Raw genomic sequence first — 17,872 nt, forward strand, 5'->3', positions numbered from 1 at the left:
GCTAGTCTCAATCCATCGCGATAAGTAGAAGCTAATGTTGATTCAATGAGTTTTTGAGTCAAAAAACTACGCAAAAATTTGCCGTACTGTGCGCTTTTAATTTAGGCTTTTAATTTAGGCTTTTCATCTAGGTTTTTATCTAGGTTTTTATCTAGCTGGAGTTGATGAGTTGGGTTGTCTATCAAGAATAAAAATTCGAGTAAATGCAAAAATTCCAGAAATGGTCGGCTCAAAAAACTAATCAGTTAGTGGTAATGTTGCTGGTTGGGGGATTGCTGTTTCGCTCCTTCATTGCTTTCTGGCTGTACCCTACCTTTGATGAGGCTTATTACTACCTCTACAGTCTGCATCTAGACTGGAGCTATTTTGACCATCCAGCTTTTGTAGCTCTGACAACTGGTTTTGGCCCGTGGTTAACTGGAGATGTATCCCAATTCACGATTCGCCTGGGGACACTGATTTTATATACAGGCAGTTTGGTGTTCTTGTATTTAACTAGCAATAGACTATTCTCTGCTAAAGCAGCTTGCTTGACATTGGCTATTGCCACCATCAGTCCAGTTTTTCAAATTGGCTTTGGCATACTAAGCCTGCCTGATAGTCCACTGATGTTTTTTTGGTCAGCCAGTTTATATTGTGCAGTCAATGAATTTTGGCGGCATCCTGGAAATCAAAAGCATAGCCTGTTGAAGAATAAGTTCGGCGCATCTAATTTATATGTGCCTAGTTATCGCTTGAGTTATCTTGGTATCCTGGTGGGATTAGCCTGCAATAGCAAATATCACGGGTTTGTTTTAGGACTGGGGCTAATTGGTTTTTGTTTAACGAGTCCACCTCATCGCTGTGTTGTGCGTTCGCCTTGGGCATGGCTAGGGTTAGGCTTATTTGTGATCACTATCTCCCCCATTTGGTTTTGGAATATGCAGCATGATTGGGTGTCATTTCGTTTTCAATCAGAGCGAGCAATGCCAAGGGGTGGGTACAATCTGCTGAGTGTAGCTGGTGTCTATTTAGGCGGGGTAGCGTACCTGTTCCCCACCATAGGATTGCCACTATGGTGGGTGAGTTTACGACTTGCGGTGTTAAGAATAATTCATGTTTTTCACAAATCACTAATCTCTAAGGGAGATTTAGATGCGACTAAATTATTGAATTTATGGGTATCCTTGCCCTTAATTTTAGGGTTTACTCTTATAGGAGGATATCGGCAAATTTTGCCAGCGTGGCCGATGCCGGGATTTTGGGCAGCAACTTTGTTGTTAGGGCAACAAGCAGTCATCTGGGAGCAACACGGGCGACGTTGGGTGCGGCGATGGCTTGTAGGTTCGGGAATTATGGTAGCCAGCATTTTACTGATTGCTCTACTGCAAGTGACAACAGGAATACTTCAAAAGCCCAGTCAATACGCTTTCATGGGAGGGTTCTTGTCTCCCAAGGATGACCCTTCTACAGAACTAATTGATATTCAACAACTACGGCGTGGCTTTGTTGTTTCTCCGGTCTTAAGTGCTGCCCTAAAGAACTCTAGCTTTATATTTACCAATCGCTATTATTTAGGTGGCCCAATTGCAATGTCCCTCTTACCTTTAGCGAACGTCCCGATTACTTGCTTTGACATTGGCAACGATATGCGTGGGTTTGCTTTTTGGTCAAAGGCGGAGCAATGGGTAGGGGAAAACGCCCTTTACATTACTACTGCGTCCTTTAAGAATAGAAAAGATTTGATGGCTAGTTATCGAACTTACTTTAGTAGCCTAACTGAGATTGAAACAATACCAATCAAGCGTGGCGGGGTGGTAATCAATATGATTTATGTCTATCAGGCTAAGACACTTTTAAAGCCCTACCCCCGTTCCTATGGAATTTGACCTTTTTTGAATTCAAAATGCAAAATTCAAAATGAAGAAAGCAAATTATTTTGAATTAATTAATTCTGGGTTTCAAGCCCCCGCTAAATTGAAAATTTAGCGGTCTTCAATTAGTGGGGGCTTGAACCCGCTACTAATTGTCTTTAATTTTGAATTTTGAATTTTTAATTTTGAATTGGAGCAAAGCGACTTGACGGTTAATCTCATTCCATCCACACTCTAGCCTAGAATGTTAAATCGAAAAATCGCTCTAGGCAACTCATCAACTCGTGGCCGTCAAAACAGTCAACCAACTCCGATAGTACAATATCTGAACAATAGCCGCCGCAGTTAGAACATTTAACTGTATTTTTGTTTTTTGTTGTATTCACATTAAGTTATTGGTTAATGAATCCTAAATTAAGTAAATTTCTCAAGGCAGAGGATCTTGACGATGCACTCCGCGTTCTTCAAGAGATTGGTAAACTAGATGGCGATGATTCTGCACATATTCAACAAATCCTTGCAGATTGGTCTCCACCACAGGCAGTTGCAAACATACTTATTTATACTCTCATGCCCCAAGACCAGCGTATTGACTACTTGCTTCAAGGTTTGAGAGACGATAATGTTCCTTATTTTGCATTAGCTGCTACTGTTGGTTTTCAAAATGTTAAAGCTGAAGCTGTCACAGAATCACAACGCCAACTCATCGTCAATGAACTATTCCGCATAATTGAGCAATACCCTCAATTTGCAGGACGTGCGACTGTATCAATTAGTCCATTTCTGAGGTTAAATGATGCTCCTCGGATGTTTAGTTTGCTTGATATGCTTGATGGTAGTAGTCGCCATAATGTTTTAGCGTGGCTAATTACGGAAATTGGCGTGAACAGTCAACAAGAGTTTTTACAAATTGCAGAAAATTCCGGCATTTCCGTGAGTACAATACAGCTTGCTAACAACAAACTTGAGGAGTACAACCAAGCACAAGCAGAAGGTAAGTTTACAAACATTGGCTTTAAACTAATGAGTTACATACCAAATCTTCAGGATATGTTAGAGTAAAAGGCTATTTTCCCAGCACAATCATCTTACTACCAACAAAACCCAGCATAGGCGATCGCAAAATCATCAACCAATTTTCTACAGGGAACTTGTTCATACAGATACAGCAGGCACGTTACAATTTAGCTCAAAACGCAATTCCCTATGCTGACTGAACAAAACAAAGCTATCGTACTCCAGTTCTACAAAGCTTTTGATGACCGCAAAATAGAACAAGCCGTGGATATTCTGGCGGATGATTTTATTGCTCATCTAGCAGGTATAACCGAACCTTTAGACAAGGAAGGGTTTAAGCAATTTGGGATGTCGTTTTATTTAGCATTCAGTCAAGGTCAGCACGTTTTTGATCAGGTCATTGTTTCTCATGATAAAGTTGTAACCTGCGGAAAATTTACAGCCACGCATCTCGGAGAATTTCAAGGAATCCCACCAACAGGTAAGCAAATCATTTTATCGATCATGCACATTGATCGAGTGGAGAATGGGAAAATAGTTGAGCATTGGGGTCAAGGCGATGCACTCGGACTGATGCAGCAGTTAGGGATTGTTTTTTTGCCTGGTCTCAAATTATTGCCACACATCTTCAAAGGAATAGCATCCAAACTATTGCAGAAATCTGCATAAAAACTCAGTTTGCATAAAATATTAGAACATTTATGACTACATCTCCAGTGAACCAAAAGCCTGTAGCAACATGGTTTCGATACTGTTTATTCCTCACCACCATTTTTAATCTGTTTGGTGCAATTAGATTTGCCCCTCCAGTTTACTATGGGGCGAATACGGTGGAACTTCCAAAAGATGCTATCTTCGTTCATTGGGTGATAGCTTCCTGGATTTTTATCTTAGGTGCGGGTTATGCTTGGCTAGCCATCACAGCTAAACCAGAGAAATTTTTCATTGCCGTCGCCGCAGCTTGTAAGATAGCGATCGCTATCTTATTTTTCATCTTCTGGTTTCAAGGTGATTTATCATTTACCTTCTTACTCGCTGGCTGTGGTGATCTCTTCTTTGCCTTTGCTTTCATTTTTTGGTTGTGGCAAACGCCACATACAATAAAAGAAAATCAGAAACCATAAAATCAAGCAAGTATGGCAAAATCCACCAAAACTTACTGGAATCCGTTGATTGCAGAAAATCAAGACAAATGGCAGCCAATTTCCGGCTTAGAAACAATTGCGGAAGAACTAACTCTCAGCATAGATGAAGAAACTGGCGAATACACCCGTTTAACTCGGTTTTTTCCTGGTGCTGATACCACTCCTTTTGGTGCGAAAAGTCATCCCTATCCTGAAGAGATTTTTGTAGTTAGTGGTCGTCTTTATGACCAAGCTTTTGATATGTGGTTAGAAACCGGACATTACGCTAGCAGACCACCAGGTGAGATTCATGGCCCATTCCAAACTGATATCGGCTGTGTAGTCCTAGAAATATCATTCCCTAATCGCATTTAGTCATTTTTGCTACTTCGCGTTTATCAGAATCTAGATTGTCATTACATACTTTTAAAAGTTTTTAATATTACATCGTCTGCCATTGCTATTTCTAAATTACTTGATAAATAACTATAAGATAAGAGCATTTAGTGTAAATTAAGATACCAAACAATATTTTTCTTAGTTACAAAATATTTAGCATTGCTGTATCAAAAAGTTTAAATATAATAGTTGTTTGGAATTTAACTTGACATTGGACAAGTTTTATCCAGGTGTATTTTATCTAGAGCAAACGACTATGAAAAAAAGATATACTTTTGTCCTCATCACCTGTCTATCCTTGATTTTGTGGCTGTTTATTTACATCAACCAGACAACTATTAACTCTAACGCCTTAGCTTCCGTCCCCAATAGTGGAAACATCGCAGTTCAACCTACATCTACATCTATTAACTTTGACCTGAATAGGCGCGAAAAAGTTGGTTTTGTGTACGAGGCTTTTTTAAGTCCTCAGCAAGAACCAGGTGAAGAGAAAGACACACCCTCTATCACTCCCAAAGAATTTCGGTCTACTGCACCATCTTTGCTGAGAAATGAGCGCAAATCACGCGGTCATGGAGTAGTACGTTTCACTAGTGACTTAAGTAAAGCTTACGTAGATGTCAAGGTTGAAAATGTCAATCCTCAAGATGTTGTCATGTTTCACATTCATTGTGGTAGACCTGATCAACTTGGCCCCATCTTAGTTGATTTTGCTCTTGCTGGTAATATTCAAGAAAATATTGCTGATGGTGTGTTTTCAGTAGAAATCAACAATGCACATATTGAAAAAACCAGTAAATCTGGACATGGAATAGTTGGTGCATTTACGGCGGGATGTCCAATTGTTCCAGGTACATCCGATAAGGTGAAAACAATTGCAGGTATGGAATACATTCTCCAAAAAGGCGAACTTTACTTTAACTTACATACAAAAGGACAAACTTTTTACGGAGATATTCGCGGACAACTCCATCGTGCATAAAATCATGTATCTGGAGTTGCATATCTTTTAATTTTGACTGTGAGCTGTTGGAAAGGCGGGTTTAACCAAAATATTTGTTTTCAAGAGCAAATATCTCACAAAATCCGCCCCTATTGACCGATAAAAGATGTTTCTTTAACTAGCAACAAATTTCATTGCTACCCCATTCATGCAGTAACGTTTACCTGTAGGTGCGGGGCCATCATCGAATACGTGACCCAAGTGTCCACCACAGCGACGACAATGCACTTCTATTCTGGTCATGAATAATGACTTATCTATATATGTACCAATTGCGCCATCAATGGGTGCGTAAAAACTAGGCCAGCCTGTACCACTGTTGAATTTAGTTGTAGATGCAAACAAAGGTAAATTACAAGCAGCGCAGATATAAGTACCTTTGGCATATTGTTTATCAAGGGGACTAGTACCGGCGCGTTCAGTTCCATGTTTTCGCAGTACATAAAACTGTTCCGGCGTTAATATTTTTTGCCATTCTTCATCATTTTTTGTAATCTCAAATTGATTTTTTGGGAGTGCCATAACTTGTGATCTATCTGTTAAGTAACGTGATAACCAAACTGTGGCTATTGTGACTGCACCAGCTTGTAAAAAATAGCGTTTTTTCATATTTTCGGGGTCAATTAAGGTAAATATATCGACATTTACAGTTGTGAATGCTATTAAAGAATCACCCAGTTAAAAACTAAAGGAGTAATATTTTGTCACTACATCATGAACGCTATATTCCTTCACAAGAGGAGTATCTAGAAGCGTTTCGGGCAATTTATTGTGATTTAACTCTAGGACACAAAGCTATTTTAGAGAAGTTATATCAGCATTGTTACTTTATGAAAAATAATCGCCGATTACGGACTTGGGAATTATCGGAAGCTGCGGGATACAAAGGTGATGCTTCTGGTCAAATTGGTCATTTAGGCGCAAAATTTTGCGAGTTTTTTGGCATGGAAAATCATGACTTTGGACAATCCGCATTAGCAATTGTGAGTTGGTTCGCTGATGAACTCAGTGGCTATTGGTATATTGAGCTAATTCCTGAAGCTGCTAGAGCCTTTAAACTGTTTCGTCAGGAAAATTTGCAGATATTTTAATTGTGGAATTTCTAGTGGCTGAGGTTTAGGTAGAAGATTTAGTCAAACTAGGTTCTTGTCTTCCATATTTCAAAACGGTTGACATCCAAACTAACTCGTCCATAAATCTTGTTATCCGGCGAATATAAGTAGGTTTATCAATCAGATTTCCAGATTCATCAAATAGTGTCTGTACGTTGCTAAAGTTGAGGTCATAAAAAATAGTAACTAACCCCAATTCACGCATTACAGGTAAGAGATTTTGAATAACTCTTGTCCCCCCAAAAGCACCTGCGGAAACGCCGCACAGTCCGACAGCTTTATGAATGTATTCTTTGAGGCAGGTATCAAGTACGTGTTTGAGCAAACCTGGATAGCCGTGATTATACTCTGGCGCAACAATGATTAACCCATCTGCACGTTCCATAGTGGCGGAAAATTCTGGATCTTTAATTGATTCGCCTGCATCATTGGTAGCTATAGCTATATTTCTGATATCAATTAATTCAGTGGTGAGGCGATCGCGTGTGGCAATTTGCTCCACAATAAATTTAGCCACATATTCACTTTGACGACCCTGACGAGGAGTACCAAGGATCACGGGAATAAATAAATTTGAATCTAGCATAATTTTTTCTAGCTACTGTTCTTGATAATTCCAAAGTAGTCCCCCATCTACAAAAAATGTACTACCTGTAATGTAATCAGCATCAGCAGAAGCTAGAAAAGCCACTAAGGAAGCTACATCTTGGGGTTTTCCTAAACGACCCAGGGGGATATTTTGTAGTAAAGCTCCCAATTTTTCTGGATCATTTAACAATTTAGTATTAATCGGCGTTTCTATAGCTCCTGGGGCAACATTATTAATAGTAATACCCAATGCTCCCAACTCCACTGCTAAATTACGAGTTAGCATTTTCATCCCACCTTTACTTACACAATAGGCTGTGAAATTGGGAAATGGTAATTCTTCATGCACAGAACTAATATTAATAATTTTGCCTGTACGTTGAGTAGCAATTAAGTGTTGGACAAAGCTTTGAGTGGCAAAAAACACACCTTTTAAATTCACATTCATGACTGCATCATAATCGGCTTCTGTCACTTCCCAAAAAGGCGCGTGTTTTTCAATACCAGCATTATTTACCAAAATATCCAACTTGCCAAAATGCTCAATACTTTCTGTAATTAATTGACGCACTTCTTCCACACTACCCAAGTCAGCTTTGAGAGTATAACCATGAGATTGATGACATTGTGCCATGTGACAATTGCCACCAAACGCCTCTACCTTAGCTAAAGTTTCCTCTGCGCCTTCTGGATGAGAACGGTAGTTAATCACAACATTTGCACCAGCTTGAGCCAGACGTAAAACAATTGCTTGTCCAATTCCTTGGCTACTACCTGTAACTAGCGCAACTTTACCTGCTAAATTCATATTTTTATTTTGGTTAATTGCTGGTTATATTTTGGTTAATTTTTAGCCTCTTAAAGTGGCAGATCCAAAAGTTGCATTAAATTTGCGACACCAAATGGCAACAGATTGATAATCGGCTAAATTAACGTTTTGCGGGATGAAATAACGTTGCGTACCTCGAAATTTTCGTAATGGAGCGATGACAAGATAATCTCCTCTTTTTAGGGAATAAGCTGGGGGACGAGTGGAGCCAATAACGTTAGGAGAACGGTGTAAAACTACTACTAAATCTGGGCCGGAGCTAGAAGTTTTAAATGACTGCTCAAGTTCAATAAATGTTTGACCATTTTGAGTCACAATGTTGACGTTTCCTTGAGTTGTGTGTTCTCCAGAAACAAATGAACCAGACTTGATGGTAGTTTTAGCGGCAGATTTACCAAAATTATCAACATTCTGCATTTTTCTCAAAAGTATGGGTGTATTTGCATTTGCACTAACAAGGTTTGTCATTAACTGTTTACTTGATGCTTTTTGCACACAAGTAACCATCAATAAAGAAACCAGACCCAACCCCAGCAAATATTGCGATTTCATAACTTAAAATCCCTGATTGCAATAATTATTAGTTGCAAGTTGTCCTGCAACTTAAGATTGATTATGTCTGAAATAATTAGTTTAAAAATTATGAATATCTAAGGAAATGCCTTGATAAAATGTGATATTCTATCTAAAAATTTCTTAGGATTTTCTCAGCAAAATTTAAACTTTAATATTTGGCTTATAAATAAATATTCGCAGAATCATTCATAAACACTTATGATCAAAGCCGTTGATGAGAAAATCTTACACAGTCAAAGGTGGCAGAGGGAACGAAGAGCGATCGCACTTTTATCTTCCTTGAACTATCGCACCGGGAAATTACCGAGTTATCTACATGATATTGCCTGTGGAGTCAGTGAATTACTGGAGTTAGATTGGTCAGTAGTTACCCTATGTCAGCAAGGTTTTGAAAAGGTACTGGCTAGTAGCCTAGATATGGGAGCAGGTGAACACCTTTATTCATTACATGGTTCACTGACTAATACTGTCATAGAAAGCGGTCATTCCTTAGCGGTGGAAGATGCCAATAAACATCCAGAATATGGTAAAGCTCCTGAAGGTTATTGTGCTTATTTAGGAATACCTTTAAGAATAGCCACAGGAGAAGTAATTGGCACTATCTGCTGTTTCCATCAACAACCAAGAGAATTTTCTCTAGAAGAAATTCAACTAGCAGAAATGTTTGCAGAACGTGCTGCTACAGCTATTGATAATTATCATTTGTATGAACAACAATGTCGATTTAATCAGATTCTCGAAACTGAAGTTGAAGCTCGTACCGCAGAATTAAAATCAGCACAAGAAAAACTGGTAGAACAAGAACGACTAGCAGCTATTGGTGAATTTGCTGCTATGATTGTCCATGAAATTCGCAATCCCTTAACAACGATGAATATGGGATTGAAATATGCCAAAAAACACCTTTTAAGTGAAGCAGCACAAGAGCGATTAGCATTAGCACTCAGTGAAGGGCATCGGTTAGAAAATCTTTTGAGTGAAATTTTACTATATGCCAAGCCCCAGGTTTTACAACTATGTGAAGTAGATGTTAATCAATTTATTAGTGCATTTTTGCAGTCTATTTGTGAAATGCCAGAGGCAGAGTCACGACAAATTCAATTTATCTCTGCATCATCTACAGTCAAAGTTTTAGCAGATCAAGATAAACTCAAACAAGTTCTAATTAATATTATTCGCAACGCCTGTGAGGCAGTTACCCCAGAAAGTGAGATTAAATTGGAAGTAAATAACTCCTGCGAAAGTCAGGTTGATATTCATGTTTGGAATGGTGGTGAAGCAATTCCGCCAGAGGTACTACCAAAGTTAACCAAGCCATTCTTCTCTACAAAACCCCAAGGTACTGGCTTAGGACTCGCCATCACTAAACGTATCATTAATGCTCATAGCGGGGAATTATTTATTCAGTCTGACCAAACTACAGGTACTAGAGTAACTATCAAATTACCAGTCGTGTGTTTTGAGAAATGCTGAGACTTCATCAACATTCATACACTGTTTTCAAATTACCAAAGACAATCAAAATTAAGCTACAATGCAAGCAGAACAAGCATTTCTTGCCTACTAACATCCCATGCTGGAGAATCTGCAAACCCAACTTTACCAACTAGAACAATTTGCCAACACTCTTGTTTCTCAACAACTGACACACTTGAACTTGCTGAGTATTGGCATAATTTTCACAGCAGGGTTACTCACTAGCCTCACACCTTGTATGCTTTCCATGCTGCCAATTACCATTGGCTACATTGGCGGCTATGAAGCCAAAAGCCGATGGCAAGCAGCTCTACAATCAACATGGTTCGCTCTGGGATTAGCAACTACCCTCGCCGGACTTGGTATCATAGCAGGTTTACTAGGCAAAGTATACGGTCAAATAGGCTGGGGATTGCCGATTATTGTTAGTATTATTGTCATTCTCATGGGGTTAAACTTACTAGATGCCATACCCCTGCAACTACCATCTTTTGGGGATACCAACTGGATTTCTCCAGATTTACCCTCTGGGGTACGTTCCTATGCAACGGGGTTAACTTTTGGCTTAGTTGCTTCCCCTTGCAGTACCCCTGTTTTAGCTAGTTTATTAGGTTGGGTAGCCAATACCCAGGACTTAGTTTTGGGTGCTGTGTTGTTAATTTCCTACACAGCCGGGTATGTTGCACCATTGATTTTGGCGGGTACGTTCACTGCGTCTATTAAGAAGCTATTAGAATTACGTCGGTGGTCTGGTTGGATTAATCCAGTTAGCGGCGCGCTTTTAGTTGGTTTTGGCGTATTTTCCCTCATTTCTCGCATCCCCTTCGGTAGTTTGTAAACCATTTGCAAACAACAGCAAACACCTACTTCTCCTACACCCGATGACCTTTTTTGAATGCAAAATTCAAAATTCTGTGAGGAATAATACGGATAATTTTGAATTAATTCAATCTAGTTACAAGTCTCCACCAAAACCTGCTCATAATCAGTGGTGAACCGTAGAGACGCTGCACATAACGTCTCTACTAATTGTATTTAATTTTGAATTTTGAATTTTGAATTTTGAATTGGAGCGAAGCGACTTGACTATAGATAATTCCGCGCCTACAAACTCTCCTTGGTGGTCTGTACCAGGAAAATATTTGCGAAAAGAGTTGTTACCGATACTGACAGATTTAAGATTAGCGATCGCACTCTTACTGATCATCGCTTTATTTAGCGTCACTGGTACAGTTATCGAGCAAGGTCAATCACCAGCATTCTACCAAGCTAATTACCCAGAACACCCAGCTTTATTTGGTTTTCTGACTTGGAAGGTAATTCAAGTAGTCGGTTTAGATCATGTTTATCGCACTTGGTGGTTTCTAGCTTTACTCGTTCTATTTGGAACTAGCTTAACTGCTTGTACCTTTACCCGTCAGCTACCAGCCTTAAAAGCCGCGCGTCGCTGGAAATATTACGAAGAACCACGACAATTTCAAAAACTCGCTTTAAGTGCAGAACTAGATAATGGTTCTGTGGAATCTTTAACACCCTTATTACAAAATCGCCGTTATAAAATTTTTCAAGAAAAAGATGGTATTCTCTACGCCCGTAAAGGCATAGTTGGACGCATTGGCCCCATTATCGTACATATTGGTATCGTCACGATTCTTTTAGGGGGAATTTGGGGAGCAATGACAGGATTTATCGCCCAAGAAATGATTGCTAGCGGCGATACTTTTCAAATTCAAAATATTATCGATGCAGGGCCTTTAGCTGCGCCAGTTCCCAAAGATTGGTCTGTGCGGGTAAATCGATTTTGGATTGATTACACACCCAAAGGTGGCATTGATCAATTTTATTCAGATATGTCAGTTTTAAATAATCAGGGACAAGAAGTTGACCACAAAAAGATATTTGTCAATCAACCCCTGCGTTATCATGGCATTACTTTTTACCAAACAGATTGGGGTATTTCCTCTGTGCGCGTGCGGCTGAATAAAAGTCCTGTTTTTCAGCTACCAATGGCGTTATTAGATACGAAAGGTCAAGGACGCATTTGGGGGACTTGGATTCCTACCAAGCCAGATTTGAGTGAAGGGGTTTCCCTATTAGCTAAAGATTTGCAAGGGATGGTGTTAATTTATGATGCTCAAGGTAAATTAGTTGATACCGTCCGCACAGGGATGTCCACTCAAGTCAACGGTATCACCTTGAAAATTGCCGATGTAGTGGGTAGTACAGGTTTACAAATTAAAGCTGACCCAGGTATTCCCATTGTTTATGTTGGGTTTGCGGTGCTGATGTTGGGTACAGTCATGAGTTATTTTTCCCACTCGCAAATTTGGGCATTAAAAACAGGCGATCGCTTGTATATTGGTGGTAAAACTAATCGCGCTCAAGTAGCCTTTGAACGCGAAGTTTTAGAAATTTTAGATAGTTTGAGTGCTAATTCTGAAGCAGTTCCAGTCACCAAGTAAATATTAGTTGTATGTGACTGTTAACAGTTAAACAATTTTGGATTTTAGATTCAATCCAAAATCCAAAATCCAAAATCTAAAATTCGGTGGGTTAACACCTTACTTTTGATGTCTTACTTCCACCACAGTGTGAACATTACCGCGAGGAGTAAAATCTGCTTTTACCGTCACTTCTAGAGGGTCACAAGCAGCGACGAAATCATCCAAAATTTGGTTAGCAGATTCTTCGTGAGAAATGTAGCGATCGCGATAACTGTTAATATAAAGTTTTAGTGCCTTTAACTCCGCCACACGTTCATCAGGAACGTAGGTAATATGAATAGTGGCAAAATCAGGATAGCCGGAGAATGGACACTTACAAGTAAATTCCGGCAAAGTAATATTAATATCGTAACGTCTACCCACACGCGGATTCGGAAACGTAATTAGCTGTCCTTCCGCAATGATGCGTTCACCATACTTCATTTCTTGGCTAGACTCAGATACAGTTTCAGGTGAGGAATTACTCATAAGTCAAAAGGTAAAAATATCAAGTCAATTGCAAAACCGTACAAGTTCTAATTTTAACCTTTTTTCCTTTTACCTTTGTCCTTCACCTTTCACCTTCTCCCTTTTACCTTTTGCCTTTATCCTTGTTCCCAGTCTGGACAATTCCCATCATCCCAACCGTGGGGGTGCATACCACAAACTAACAAGTTCCCACCATACACATGACCATGATAATTCTGACAACCCACACAAGCAGGATTTTGTTCTGCTGTAGCTTCCACTGAGTAAGGAAAGCCAGGATCAGCATCAACAACCAAGTCTTCCAGTTCCCAATAAGCTTCTAAAAATGGTTCAGTAATCTCCTGTAAATACTGATCCACTTCAGTCACAATAGAAGTCTGGACTTGTTCAGAAATCTCTTCCGTTAACTCAAAAAAAGCATCTACCATATCAGTCATTCCCAGGAAGAAACGCTCCACTTCATCAGCCATCGTTTCTACAATTTCCATCAAATCTTTTTGCCACTGTTCCATAAATGTTACGCCCTTAATTCTTCCCGACAGGACGCTTAGGGCTGCTTGGCTTGAAGCACTCTAAGTTCACCCCAGGTAATGTATATTATAAATTCTTAAGGGCGTGACATTCTACTAAACTTTTGCGAGTGCTACTCCCTAATCATTCTGCAATTTCTTTAACTCTTCTTGCAGGTCTAGCACTTGTCGGCGTAATTGATCTACGTTATCAGTTGATTCCTCTTTCACCGTTGGTTCTTCTTCTTCCTCTATAATTTCGATGCGACGAGGTTCGGAAGGCGGTGTTTTTTCAGCAGTCTCAGCAGGCGCTTGTGGTTGTTGAGCTTGTTTCATCATCTCTTCCACAAAGCGGCGGGCTTCATCTGTGGTCATTTCGCCCTTTGCCACCATTTCATCTGCCAGCTTTTGTACTTGCGATCGCAATTCAGATAACTTTCCTCCAGCTTTCTCACCAGCGTAAGAAGCCAACCCGACACCAAGGTAAAAAGCTTTCTGAACTAAATCTCCAAAGCCAGGCATTGCTGCTGATTGCTCCTAGTAAAATAGGGGAACCCGGAGACTACGCCTACTACAAGCATCCCGTGTTGCTGCTACCTTCCGGTCCTGACAAGGTTTAGGCGTTGCAGCCGCATAGATCCAGGTCTAAATAAAGTATAACACCAAATTTTGTGTAAGTGAGTATTATTCGACAACGATTTTCCACTCGTATAGTTTGTAGTTGACACAACCGTTGTGTATCAAGGGATCACGCGCCACAATTTTCTCGGCTTCCTCCATTGAAGCCGCTTCAAACAGTAACATCCCGCCACCCATCTTTGCCCAGTAACCGGTTTTAGCTTTGTGTCCTTGAGCAATTAACTCTTGGACGTAGGCTCTATGGGCTGGTACGTATTGATCAAAGGTATTTTTTTCAACTTTACCCTCTTCTATCTTCACAAACCACGGCATTGTGTTCTAAACCCCTTGCGACAAAAAACTTATTTTAGTAGTTTATCGGTGTTAAGTTACGAATTGTAACGAACTGCTAACTCACCTCAGTTGCAATTAGATAGTCGTATAGATAGATTCTCTGCAATAAATTTAGGACTTACGCAACGTCGATAATGTCATTGCGATCGGAACGAAGTGTAGGGAAGCAATCCCAGCGTCGGGGGAGATTACGTCGCGCTCGCTCGTAATGACTAAGTTACGTTATTTTTGGGTAAGTGATGAAATTAATTAATTTCATCAAAGTAAATCAAGTTGAGGAGCGGAAATATGTTGGATAATCTCAGTGACAACAATTCTATTCAACTAAATAATCGTTACTTATTACTCAAACAACTCCAAAAAAATCGAGGAAGATATACACACCTTGCTAAAGATTTGCAGACAGAACAATTAGTAGTGATCAAAGTCCTTTTATTTAACCAGGAATTCCGGTGGGAAGACTTGAAGTTATTTGTCAGAGAAGCAGAAACTCTCAAAAGTCTGTCTCATCCTGGTATACCTAATTATATTGATTATTTTGAACTAGATATATCCAATCTCCAAGGATTTGCCTTAGTGCAGACTTATATCTTAGCCGAGTCTCTGCAAGCACATATAGAAAACGGGCGAAACTTTAATGAGCGAGATATTAAACAGCTAGGAGAATCTTTATTAGCCATATTAGATTATTTACATTCACGCCAACCAACAGTGATTCATCGTGATCTTAAACCTAGCAATATTCTCTTAGCTAATCGTACTGGTAACAGTGTCGGTAATGTATATGTAGTAGATTTTGGCTCTGTACAGACAACTATACAATCCAACAGTACAAGGACAGTTGTTGGTACATACGGATATATGCCACCGGAGCAATTTGGAGGGAGAGTCTGCCCAGCTTCTGATATTTATAGTTTAGGTGCAACTTTAATTTATTTATTGACAAAAAAGCATCCTGCTGAATTACTAGATGATGATTTAAGCTTTCCAATCAGCAATATAAATAATATTAGCTCGGAACTCAAGCTTTGGTTAAAGTTAATGACTCAGGCTAGTCTAAATCGTCGTTTTAATTCTGCTGCACTAGCACTAAAATATTTAGAAAATTTATCTGACCTTAATTTAAAGTATTCTCAAGACTTACAGGTAGCTATCAAACCTAAGTTTAGCAAAATTAAACTGATTATAACACCTGAAGAACTTTATATATTTTTTCCGCGTAAGAATATATTTAAATCTATATTTACTATATTTAAATTTATATTTGAGGTTTCTTTTCCTTTTATTATGGTATATGGATTTATATTTTTCTTCATCTTTGTAAGTCTCTTTTCGCGAAATAAGTTAATTTTTATTTTAGATTTAATAAAATTCATCCCTCAATATTTATTTATTGCCTGTGGTATATCAATATCTAGTTTAATACTTTATCTTTTGAGCCATACAATTTTAGCAAAAGTATATTTAAAAATAGATAAGACAAATGTAGTTATTGATAAACAAATATTTAGTCATACATCTTTGAGTTTATCAAAACCAATACTAATTATTCCTAGAGCTTATATTTGGAAGCTAGTTTCCACAGCACAACAATATAAACTCACTAAGTTGAATCAAAGCTATAAAAACACAGATAAACCTCCAAATTTAGTAATTTGGGAGGGTACAATCAATCATTATGACTTGAATTCATATTTAGATTTGCCCCTGAGTTTAGATGAACGTAACTGGATAGCACAAGAGATCAGTAATTTCTTAGATATTCCCATAACTGAAGAATAAGCATCTCTCATTAATTCAATTTTTAATAATTGTCAGGCTTAGTGGTGAAGATATGTTGAATTATACTGAAGTATTGCATAATCGATATCAGATTCAGAAACAGTTGGGATGTAATATCAACCGTTATACATTCTTAGCTAAAGATTTGCAAACTCACCAATTAGTTGTAGTCAAACTGCTAATATTTAATGATGACTTCCATTGGGATGACTTAAAATTATTTGAGAGAGAAGTTAAAATTCTACAATCTTTATCACATCCATCTATTCCTCAATATATTGAATATTTTACAATAAATAATCCTAATTTAAACGGATTTGCTTTGGTGCAAACTTATATTGACGCTCAATCTCTACAAACATATCTGATTAATGGGCGCACATTTAGTGAAAAAGAAGTTAAGCAACTAGCCAAACAGTTACTTTTAATATTAGATTATCTTCATTCTCACCAACCTTGTGTAATTCACCGTGATATTAAACCCAGTAATGTTTTATTATCTAATCGCTCGTCTCATAGTGTTGGTGATGTTTATTTAGTTGACTTTGGCTCATTACATCTTGCCAATTATCAAGATGGCACTATTACAATAGTTGGAACTTATGGTTATATGCCACCAGAACAATTTGGCGGTAAAGTTTTTCCTGCTTCTGATATTTATAGTTTAGGAACAACACTCATCTATTTAATAACAGGTATAGAACCCGCAGATTTACCCCAAGAAAATTTACAAATTCAGTTTGAACAATTTACTCATGTTAGTTCTAGTTTTAGAGATTGGTTGAAATTAATGACACATCCCAGTCTCAAAAAACGTTTTAGCTCCGTTACAGAATCTTTAAATGCTTTGGAATCGGGTAAAATAGAATTTAATGAGCCACCACTCAGTAGAATTATTATCGAAAAAAAAGATGACTCTCTAAATATTACTATTCCTTACAAGCAGAGTAATTCTGCCAAAAATGATTATATGAAATCTATTAATAAGGTGAAACAAACCTATCATGAATCATGGCTCTCGAAAATTATCACGATACTAACTAATCCTGCTTTATATATATATATTATTTTGATAGTTTTACCTCTTATTCCAATAATTATTCCGATGATATTAATATCAATGTTTATCGAGTTAATTAATCGTATTAAGCTTGATATTTTCCCAGAAAATCATAGATTCTTTAATACTTTATTCCCTGGCATGAATAACCAACTATCCATTAATGAAACTATTAAATCCATTGATTATTTAAATTTAAATATTGCAGCACAAAAAATTTCTTTAACATTTACTTACACATCAAAATCCAAAAGTAAGGAAGTTTATACAGTTTGCCAAAAGCCTGTACAAAGGCTTTCTAGTATAATATTTCAAAAGAGAAGTTACGAGGAAGTTGAAGTAAATACTGAAGGGGGTAAAGAAATACAAGAACGGGAATTACCCCCCATGCTCTTTATAGTGATAGGTAATCAAAGATATGGATTAAGTTATCAACTTACTATATCAGAAATTTATTTTTTGGCAGAAGAAATTAGTAAGTTTCTAGATATACCAATTACTTGGGTTTAAACGGATTTCTTGCAGGGGAAACTATCGATAGTTTCTGCAACATTTGTTATACAAAAAGTTGTGCGATCGCTATTTTCAAAATAGCTGTTT

General features: G+C 38.2%; 20 protein-coding genes and 1 other RNA gene. 12 read left to right on the top strand and 9 right to left on the bottom strand.

All coding sequences use genetic code 11. The features are described 5' to 3' along the window. The first annotated feature begins 203 nt into the window (after window positions 1-203). The 6 genes from ACQFX9_RS01670 to ACQFX9_RS01695 all read left to right on the top strand — a co-directional run bounded on the left by ACQFX9_RS01670 (window position 204) and on the right by ACQFX9_RS01695 (window position 5,375). Window positions 204-1,868: an ArnT family glycosyltransferase gene (locus ACQFX9_RS01670; protein WP_427160418.1), complete on the top strand. Its 1,665-nt coding sequence runs from the start codon at window positions 204-206 to the stop codon at window positions 1,866-1,868. A gap of 387 nt (window positions 1,869-2,255) precedes the next feature. Continuing rightward, a complete protein-coding gene (locus tag ACQFX9_RS01675; RefSeq protein ID WP_427160419.1) occupies window positions 2,256-2,915 on the top strand; it encodes a hypothetical protein in 660 nt (219 codons plus the stop codon). A gap of 144 nt (window positions 2,916-3,059) precedes the next feature. Further along, window positions 3,060-3,539: an ester cyclase gene (locus ACQFX9_RS01680; RefSeq protein WP_427160420.1), complete on the top strand. Its 480-nt coding sequence runs from the start codon at window positions 3,060-3,062 to the stop codon at window positions 3,537-3,539. Between the two features lie 32 nt (window positions 3,540-3,571). Then, window positions 3,572-3,994, top strand: a complete 423-nt coding sequence (locus tag ACQFX9_RS01685; protein ID WP_427160421.1) for a hypothetical protein — start codon at window positions 3,572-3,574, stop codon at window positions 3,992-3,994. A gap of 12 nt (window positions 3,995-4,006) precedes the next feature. Further along, window positions 4,007-4,369, top strand: coding sequence for a cupin domain-containing protein (locus tag ACQFX9_RS01690; protein ID WP_427160422.1), 363 nt, complete (start codon window positions 4,007-4,009; stop codon window positions 4,367-4,369). Window positions 4,370-4,649: 280 nt separating this feature from the next. After that, window positions 4,650-5,375, top strand: coding sequence for a CHRD domain-containing protein (locus ACQFX9_RS01695; RefSeq protein WP_427160423.1), 726 nt, complete (start codon window positions 4,650-4,652; stop codon window positions 5,373-5,375). Between the two features lie 135 nt (window positions 5,376-5,510). On the opposite strand, the gene msrB is transcribed toward ACQFX9_RS01695, so the two are convergent. Then, window positions 5,511-6,005: a peptide-methionine (R)-S-oxide reductase MsrB gene (gene msrB, locus ACQFX9_RS01700; protein WP_427160424.1), complete on the bottom strand. Its 495-nt coding sequence runs from the start codon at window positions 6,003-6,005 to the stop codon at window positions 5,511-5,513. 92 nt (window positions 6,006-6,097) lie between these two features. On the opposite strand from msrB, the gene ACQFX9_RS01705 reads away from it, so the two are divergent. Further along, entirely contained in the window at window positions 6,098-6,487 is a 390-nt protein-coding gene (locus ACQFX9_RS01705) for a hypothetical protein (protein WP_427160425.1), read from the top strand. Between the two features lie 25 nt (window positions 6,488-6,512). Here the strand turns inward: ACQFX9_RS01705 and ACQFX9_RS01710 are convergent, their stop codons facing one another. From ACQFX9_RS01710 to ACQFX9_RS01720, 3 genes are read right to left on the bottom strand one after another with little or no spacing between them, the layout of a single operon-like run. After that, window positions 6,513-7,094 carry an NADPH-dependent FMN reductase gene (locus ACQFX9_RS01710; RefSeq protein WP_427160426.1) on the bottom strand — a complete coding sequence of 194 codons (582 nt, stop codon included), beginning with the start codon at window positions 7,092-7,094 and terminating at the stop codon, window positions 6,513-6,515. A gap of 12 nt (window positions 7,095-7,106) precedes the next feature. Continuing rightward, window positions 7,107-7,904, bottom strand: coding sequence for an SDR family NAD(P)-dependent oxidoreductase (locus tag ACQFX9_RS01715; protein ID WP_236143138.1), 798 nt, complete (start codon window positions 7,902-7,904; stop codon window positions 7,107-7,109). Between the two features lie 42 nt (window positions 7,905-7,946). Beyond that, on the bottom strand, window positions 7,947-8,477 hold the full coding sequence (locus ACQFX9_RS01720) for a DM13 domain-containing protein (protein WP_427160427.1): 531 nt from the start codon (window positions 8,475-8,477) through the stop codon (window positions 7,947-7,949). A 222-nt stretch (window positions 8,478-8,699) separates the two neighbouring features. On the opposite strand from ACQFX9_RS01720, the gene ACQFX9_RS01725 reads away from it, so the two are divergent. The 3 genes from ACQFX9_RS01725 to ACQFX9_RS01735 all read left to right on the top strand — a co-directional run bounded on the left by ACQFX9_RS01725 (window position 8,700) and on the right by ACQFX9_RS01735 (window position 12,439). Further along, a complete protein-coding gene (locus ACQFX9_RS01725) occupies window positions 8,700-9,974 on the top strand; it encodes a GAF domain-containing sensor histidine kinase (protein ID WP_427160428.1) in 1,275 nt (424 codons plus the stop codon). 100 nt (window positions 9,975-10,074) lie between these two features. Continuing rightward, on the top strand, window positions 10,075-10,815 hold the full coding sequence (locus tag ACQFX9_RS01730) for a cytochrome c biogenesis protein CcdA (protein ID WP_427160429.1): 741 nt from the start codon (window positions 10,075-10,077) through the stop codon (window positions 10,813-10,815). Window positions 10,816-11,059: 244 nt separating this feature from the next. Then, a complete protein-coding gene (locus ACQFX9_RS01735; protein WP_427160430.1) occupies window positions 11,060-12,439 on the top strand; it encodes a cytochrome c biogenesis protein in 1,380 nt (459 codons plus the stop codon). Window positions 12,440-12,538: 99 nt separating this feature from the next. Here the strand turns inward: ACQFX9_RS01735 and queF are convergent, their stop codons facing one another. The 5 genes from queF to ACQFX9_RS01760 form a co-directional block, all read right to left on the bottom strand. After that, a complete protein-coding gene (gene queF / locus ACQFX9_RS01740; RefSeq protein ID WP_427160431.1) occupies window positions 12,539-12,949 on the bottom strand; it encodes a preQ(1) synthase in 411 nt (136 codons plus the stop codon). A gap of 116 nt (window positions 12,950-13,065) precedes the next feature. After that, complete coding sequence (locus ACQFX9_RS01745; protein ID WP_236143143.1) at window positions 13,066-13,461, bottom strand: hypothetical protein; 396 nt, start codon at window positions 13,459-13,461, stop codon at window positions 13,066-13,068. Window positions 13,462-13,599: 138 nt separating this feature from the next. Next, window positions 13,600-13,980, bottom strand: coding sequence for a phasin family protein (locus ACQFX9_RS01750; RefSeq protein ID WP_427160432.1), 381 nt, complete (start codon window positions 13,978-13,980; stop codon window positions 13,600-13,602). 27 nt (window positions 13,981-14,007) lie between these two features. Beyond that, an RNA gene (gene ffs / locus ACQFX9_RS01755) (signal recognition particle sRNA small type) lies at window positions 14,008-14,104 on the bottom strand. Window positions 14,105-14,142: 38 nt separating this feature from the next. Next, window positions 14,143-14,409: a YciI family protein gene (locus ACQFX9_RS01760; RefSeq protein ID WP_427160433.1), complete on the bottom strand. Its 267-nt coding sequence runs from the start codon at window positions 14,407-14,409 to the stop codon at window positions 14,143-14,145. Window positions 14,410-14,718: 309 nt separating this feature from the next. On the opposite strand from ACQFX9_RS01760, the gene ACQFX9_RS01765 reads away from it, so the two are divergent. Next, a complete protein-coding gene (locus tag ACQFX9_RS01765) occupies window positions 14,719-16,212 on the top strand; it encodes a serine/threonine protein kinase (protein ID WP_427160434.1) in 1,494 nt (497 codons plus the stop codon). Between the two features lie 52 nt (window positions 16,213-16,264). Continuing rightward, the gene (locus ACQFX9_RS01770; protein ID WP_427160435.1) at window positions 16,265-17,782 is read left to right on the top strand and encodes a serine/threonine protein kinase; all 1,518 of its coding nucleotides are present in this window, start codon (window positions 16,265-16,267) and stop codon (window positions 17,780-17,782) included. Window positions 17,783-17,872: the final 90 nt, after the last annotated feature.

Origin of the sequence: Aliinostoc sp. HNIBRCY26 (assembly GCF_050235535.1) — a bacterium.
Taxonomy (GTDB): domain Bacteria; phylum Cyanobacteriota; class Cyanobacteriia; order Cyanobacteriales; family Nostocaceae; genus Trichormus.

Excerpts from the sequence above, each read along its gene's own strand:
- ACQFX9_RS01715 (WP_236143138.1), bottom strand. The coding sequence starts at position 7,904 with ATGAATTTAGCAGGTAAAGTTGCGCTAGTTACAGGTAGTAGCCAAGGA.
- ACQFX9_RS01760 (WP_427160433.1), bottom strand. The coding sequence starts at position 14,409 with ATGCCGTGGTTTGTGAAGATAGAAGAGGGTAAAGTTGAAAAAAATACC.
- ACQFX9_RS01765 (WP_427160434.1), top strand. The coding sequence starts at position 14,719 with ATGTTGGATAATCTCAGTGACAACAATTCTATTCAACTAAATAATCGT.
- msrB (WP_427160424.1), bottom strand. The coding sequence starts at position 6,005 with ATGAAAAAACGCTATTTTTTACAAGCTGGTGCAGTCACAATAGCCACA.
- ACQFX9_RS01725 (WP_427160428.1), top strand. The coding sequence starts at position 8,700 with ATGATCAAAGCCGTTGATGAGAAAATCTTACACAGTCAAAGGTGGCAG.
- ACQFX9_RS01730 (WP_427160429.1), top strand. The coding sequence starts at position 10,075 with ATGCTGGAGAATCTGCAAACCCAACTTTACCAACTAGAACAATTTGCC.
- ACQFX9_RS01720 (WP_427160427.1), bottom strand. The coding sequence starts at position 8,477 with ATGAAATCGCAATATTTGCTGGGGTTGGGTCTGGTTTCTTTATTGATG.
- ACQFX9_RS01680 (WP_427160420.1), top strand. The coding sequence starts at position 3,060 with ATGCTGACTGAACAAAACAAAGCTATCGTACTCCAGTTCTACAAAGCT.
- ACQFX9_RS01710 (WP_427160426.1), bottom strand. The coding sequence starts at position 7,094 with ATGCTAGATTCAAATTTATTTATTCCCGTGATCCTTGGTACTCCTCGT.
- queF (WP_427160431.1), bottom strand. The coding sequence starts at position 12,949 with ATGAGTAATTCCTCACCTGAAACTGTATCTGAGTCTAGCCAAGAAATG.
- ACQFX9_RS01770 (WP_427160435.1), top strand. The coding sequence starts at position 16,265 with ATGTTGAATTATACTGAAGTATTGCATAATCGATATCAGATTCAGAAA.
- ACQFX9_RS01690 (WP_427160422.1), top strand. The coding sequence starts at position 4,007 with ATGGCAAAATCCACCAAAACTTACTGGAATCCGTTGATTGCAGAAAAT.
- ACQFX9_RS01745 (WP_236143143.1), bottom strand. The coding sequence starts at position 13,461 with ATGGAACAGTGGCAAAAAGATTTGATGGAAATTGTAGAAACGATGGCT.
- ACQFX9_RS01750 (WP_427160432.1), bottom strand. The coding sequence starts at position 13,980 with ATGCCTGGCTTTGGAGATTTAGTTCAGAAAGCTTTTTACCTTGGTGTC.
- ACQFX9_RS01685 (WP_427160421.1), top strand. The coding sequence starts at position 3,572 with ATGACTACATCTCCAGTGAACCAAAAGCCTGTAGCAACATGGTTTCGA.
- ACQFX9_RS01695 (WP_427160423.1), top strand. The coding sequence starts at position 4,650 with ATGAAAAAAAGATATACTTTTGTCCTCATCACCTGTCTATCCTTGATT.
- ACQFX9_RS01675 (WP_427160419.1), top strand. The coding sequence starts at position 2,256 with ATGAATCCTAAATTAAGTAAATTTCTCAAGGCAGAGGATCTTGACGAT.
- ACQFX9_RS01670 (WP_427160418.1), top strand. The coding sequence starts at position 204 with ATGCAAAAATTCCAGAAATGGTCGGCTCAAAAAACTAATCAGTTAGTG.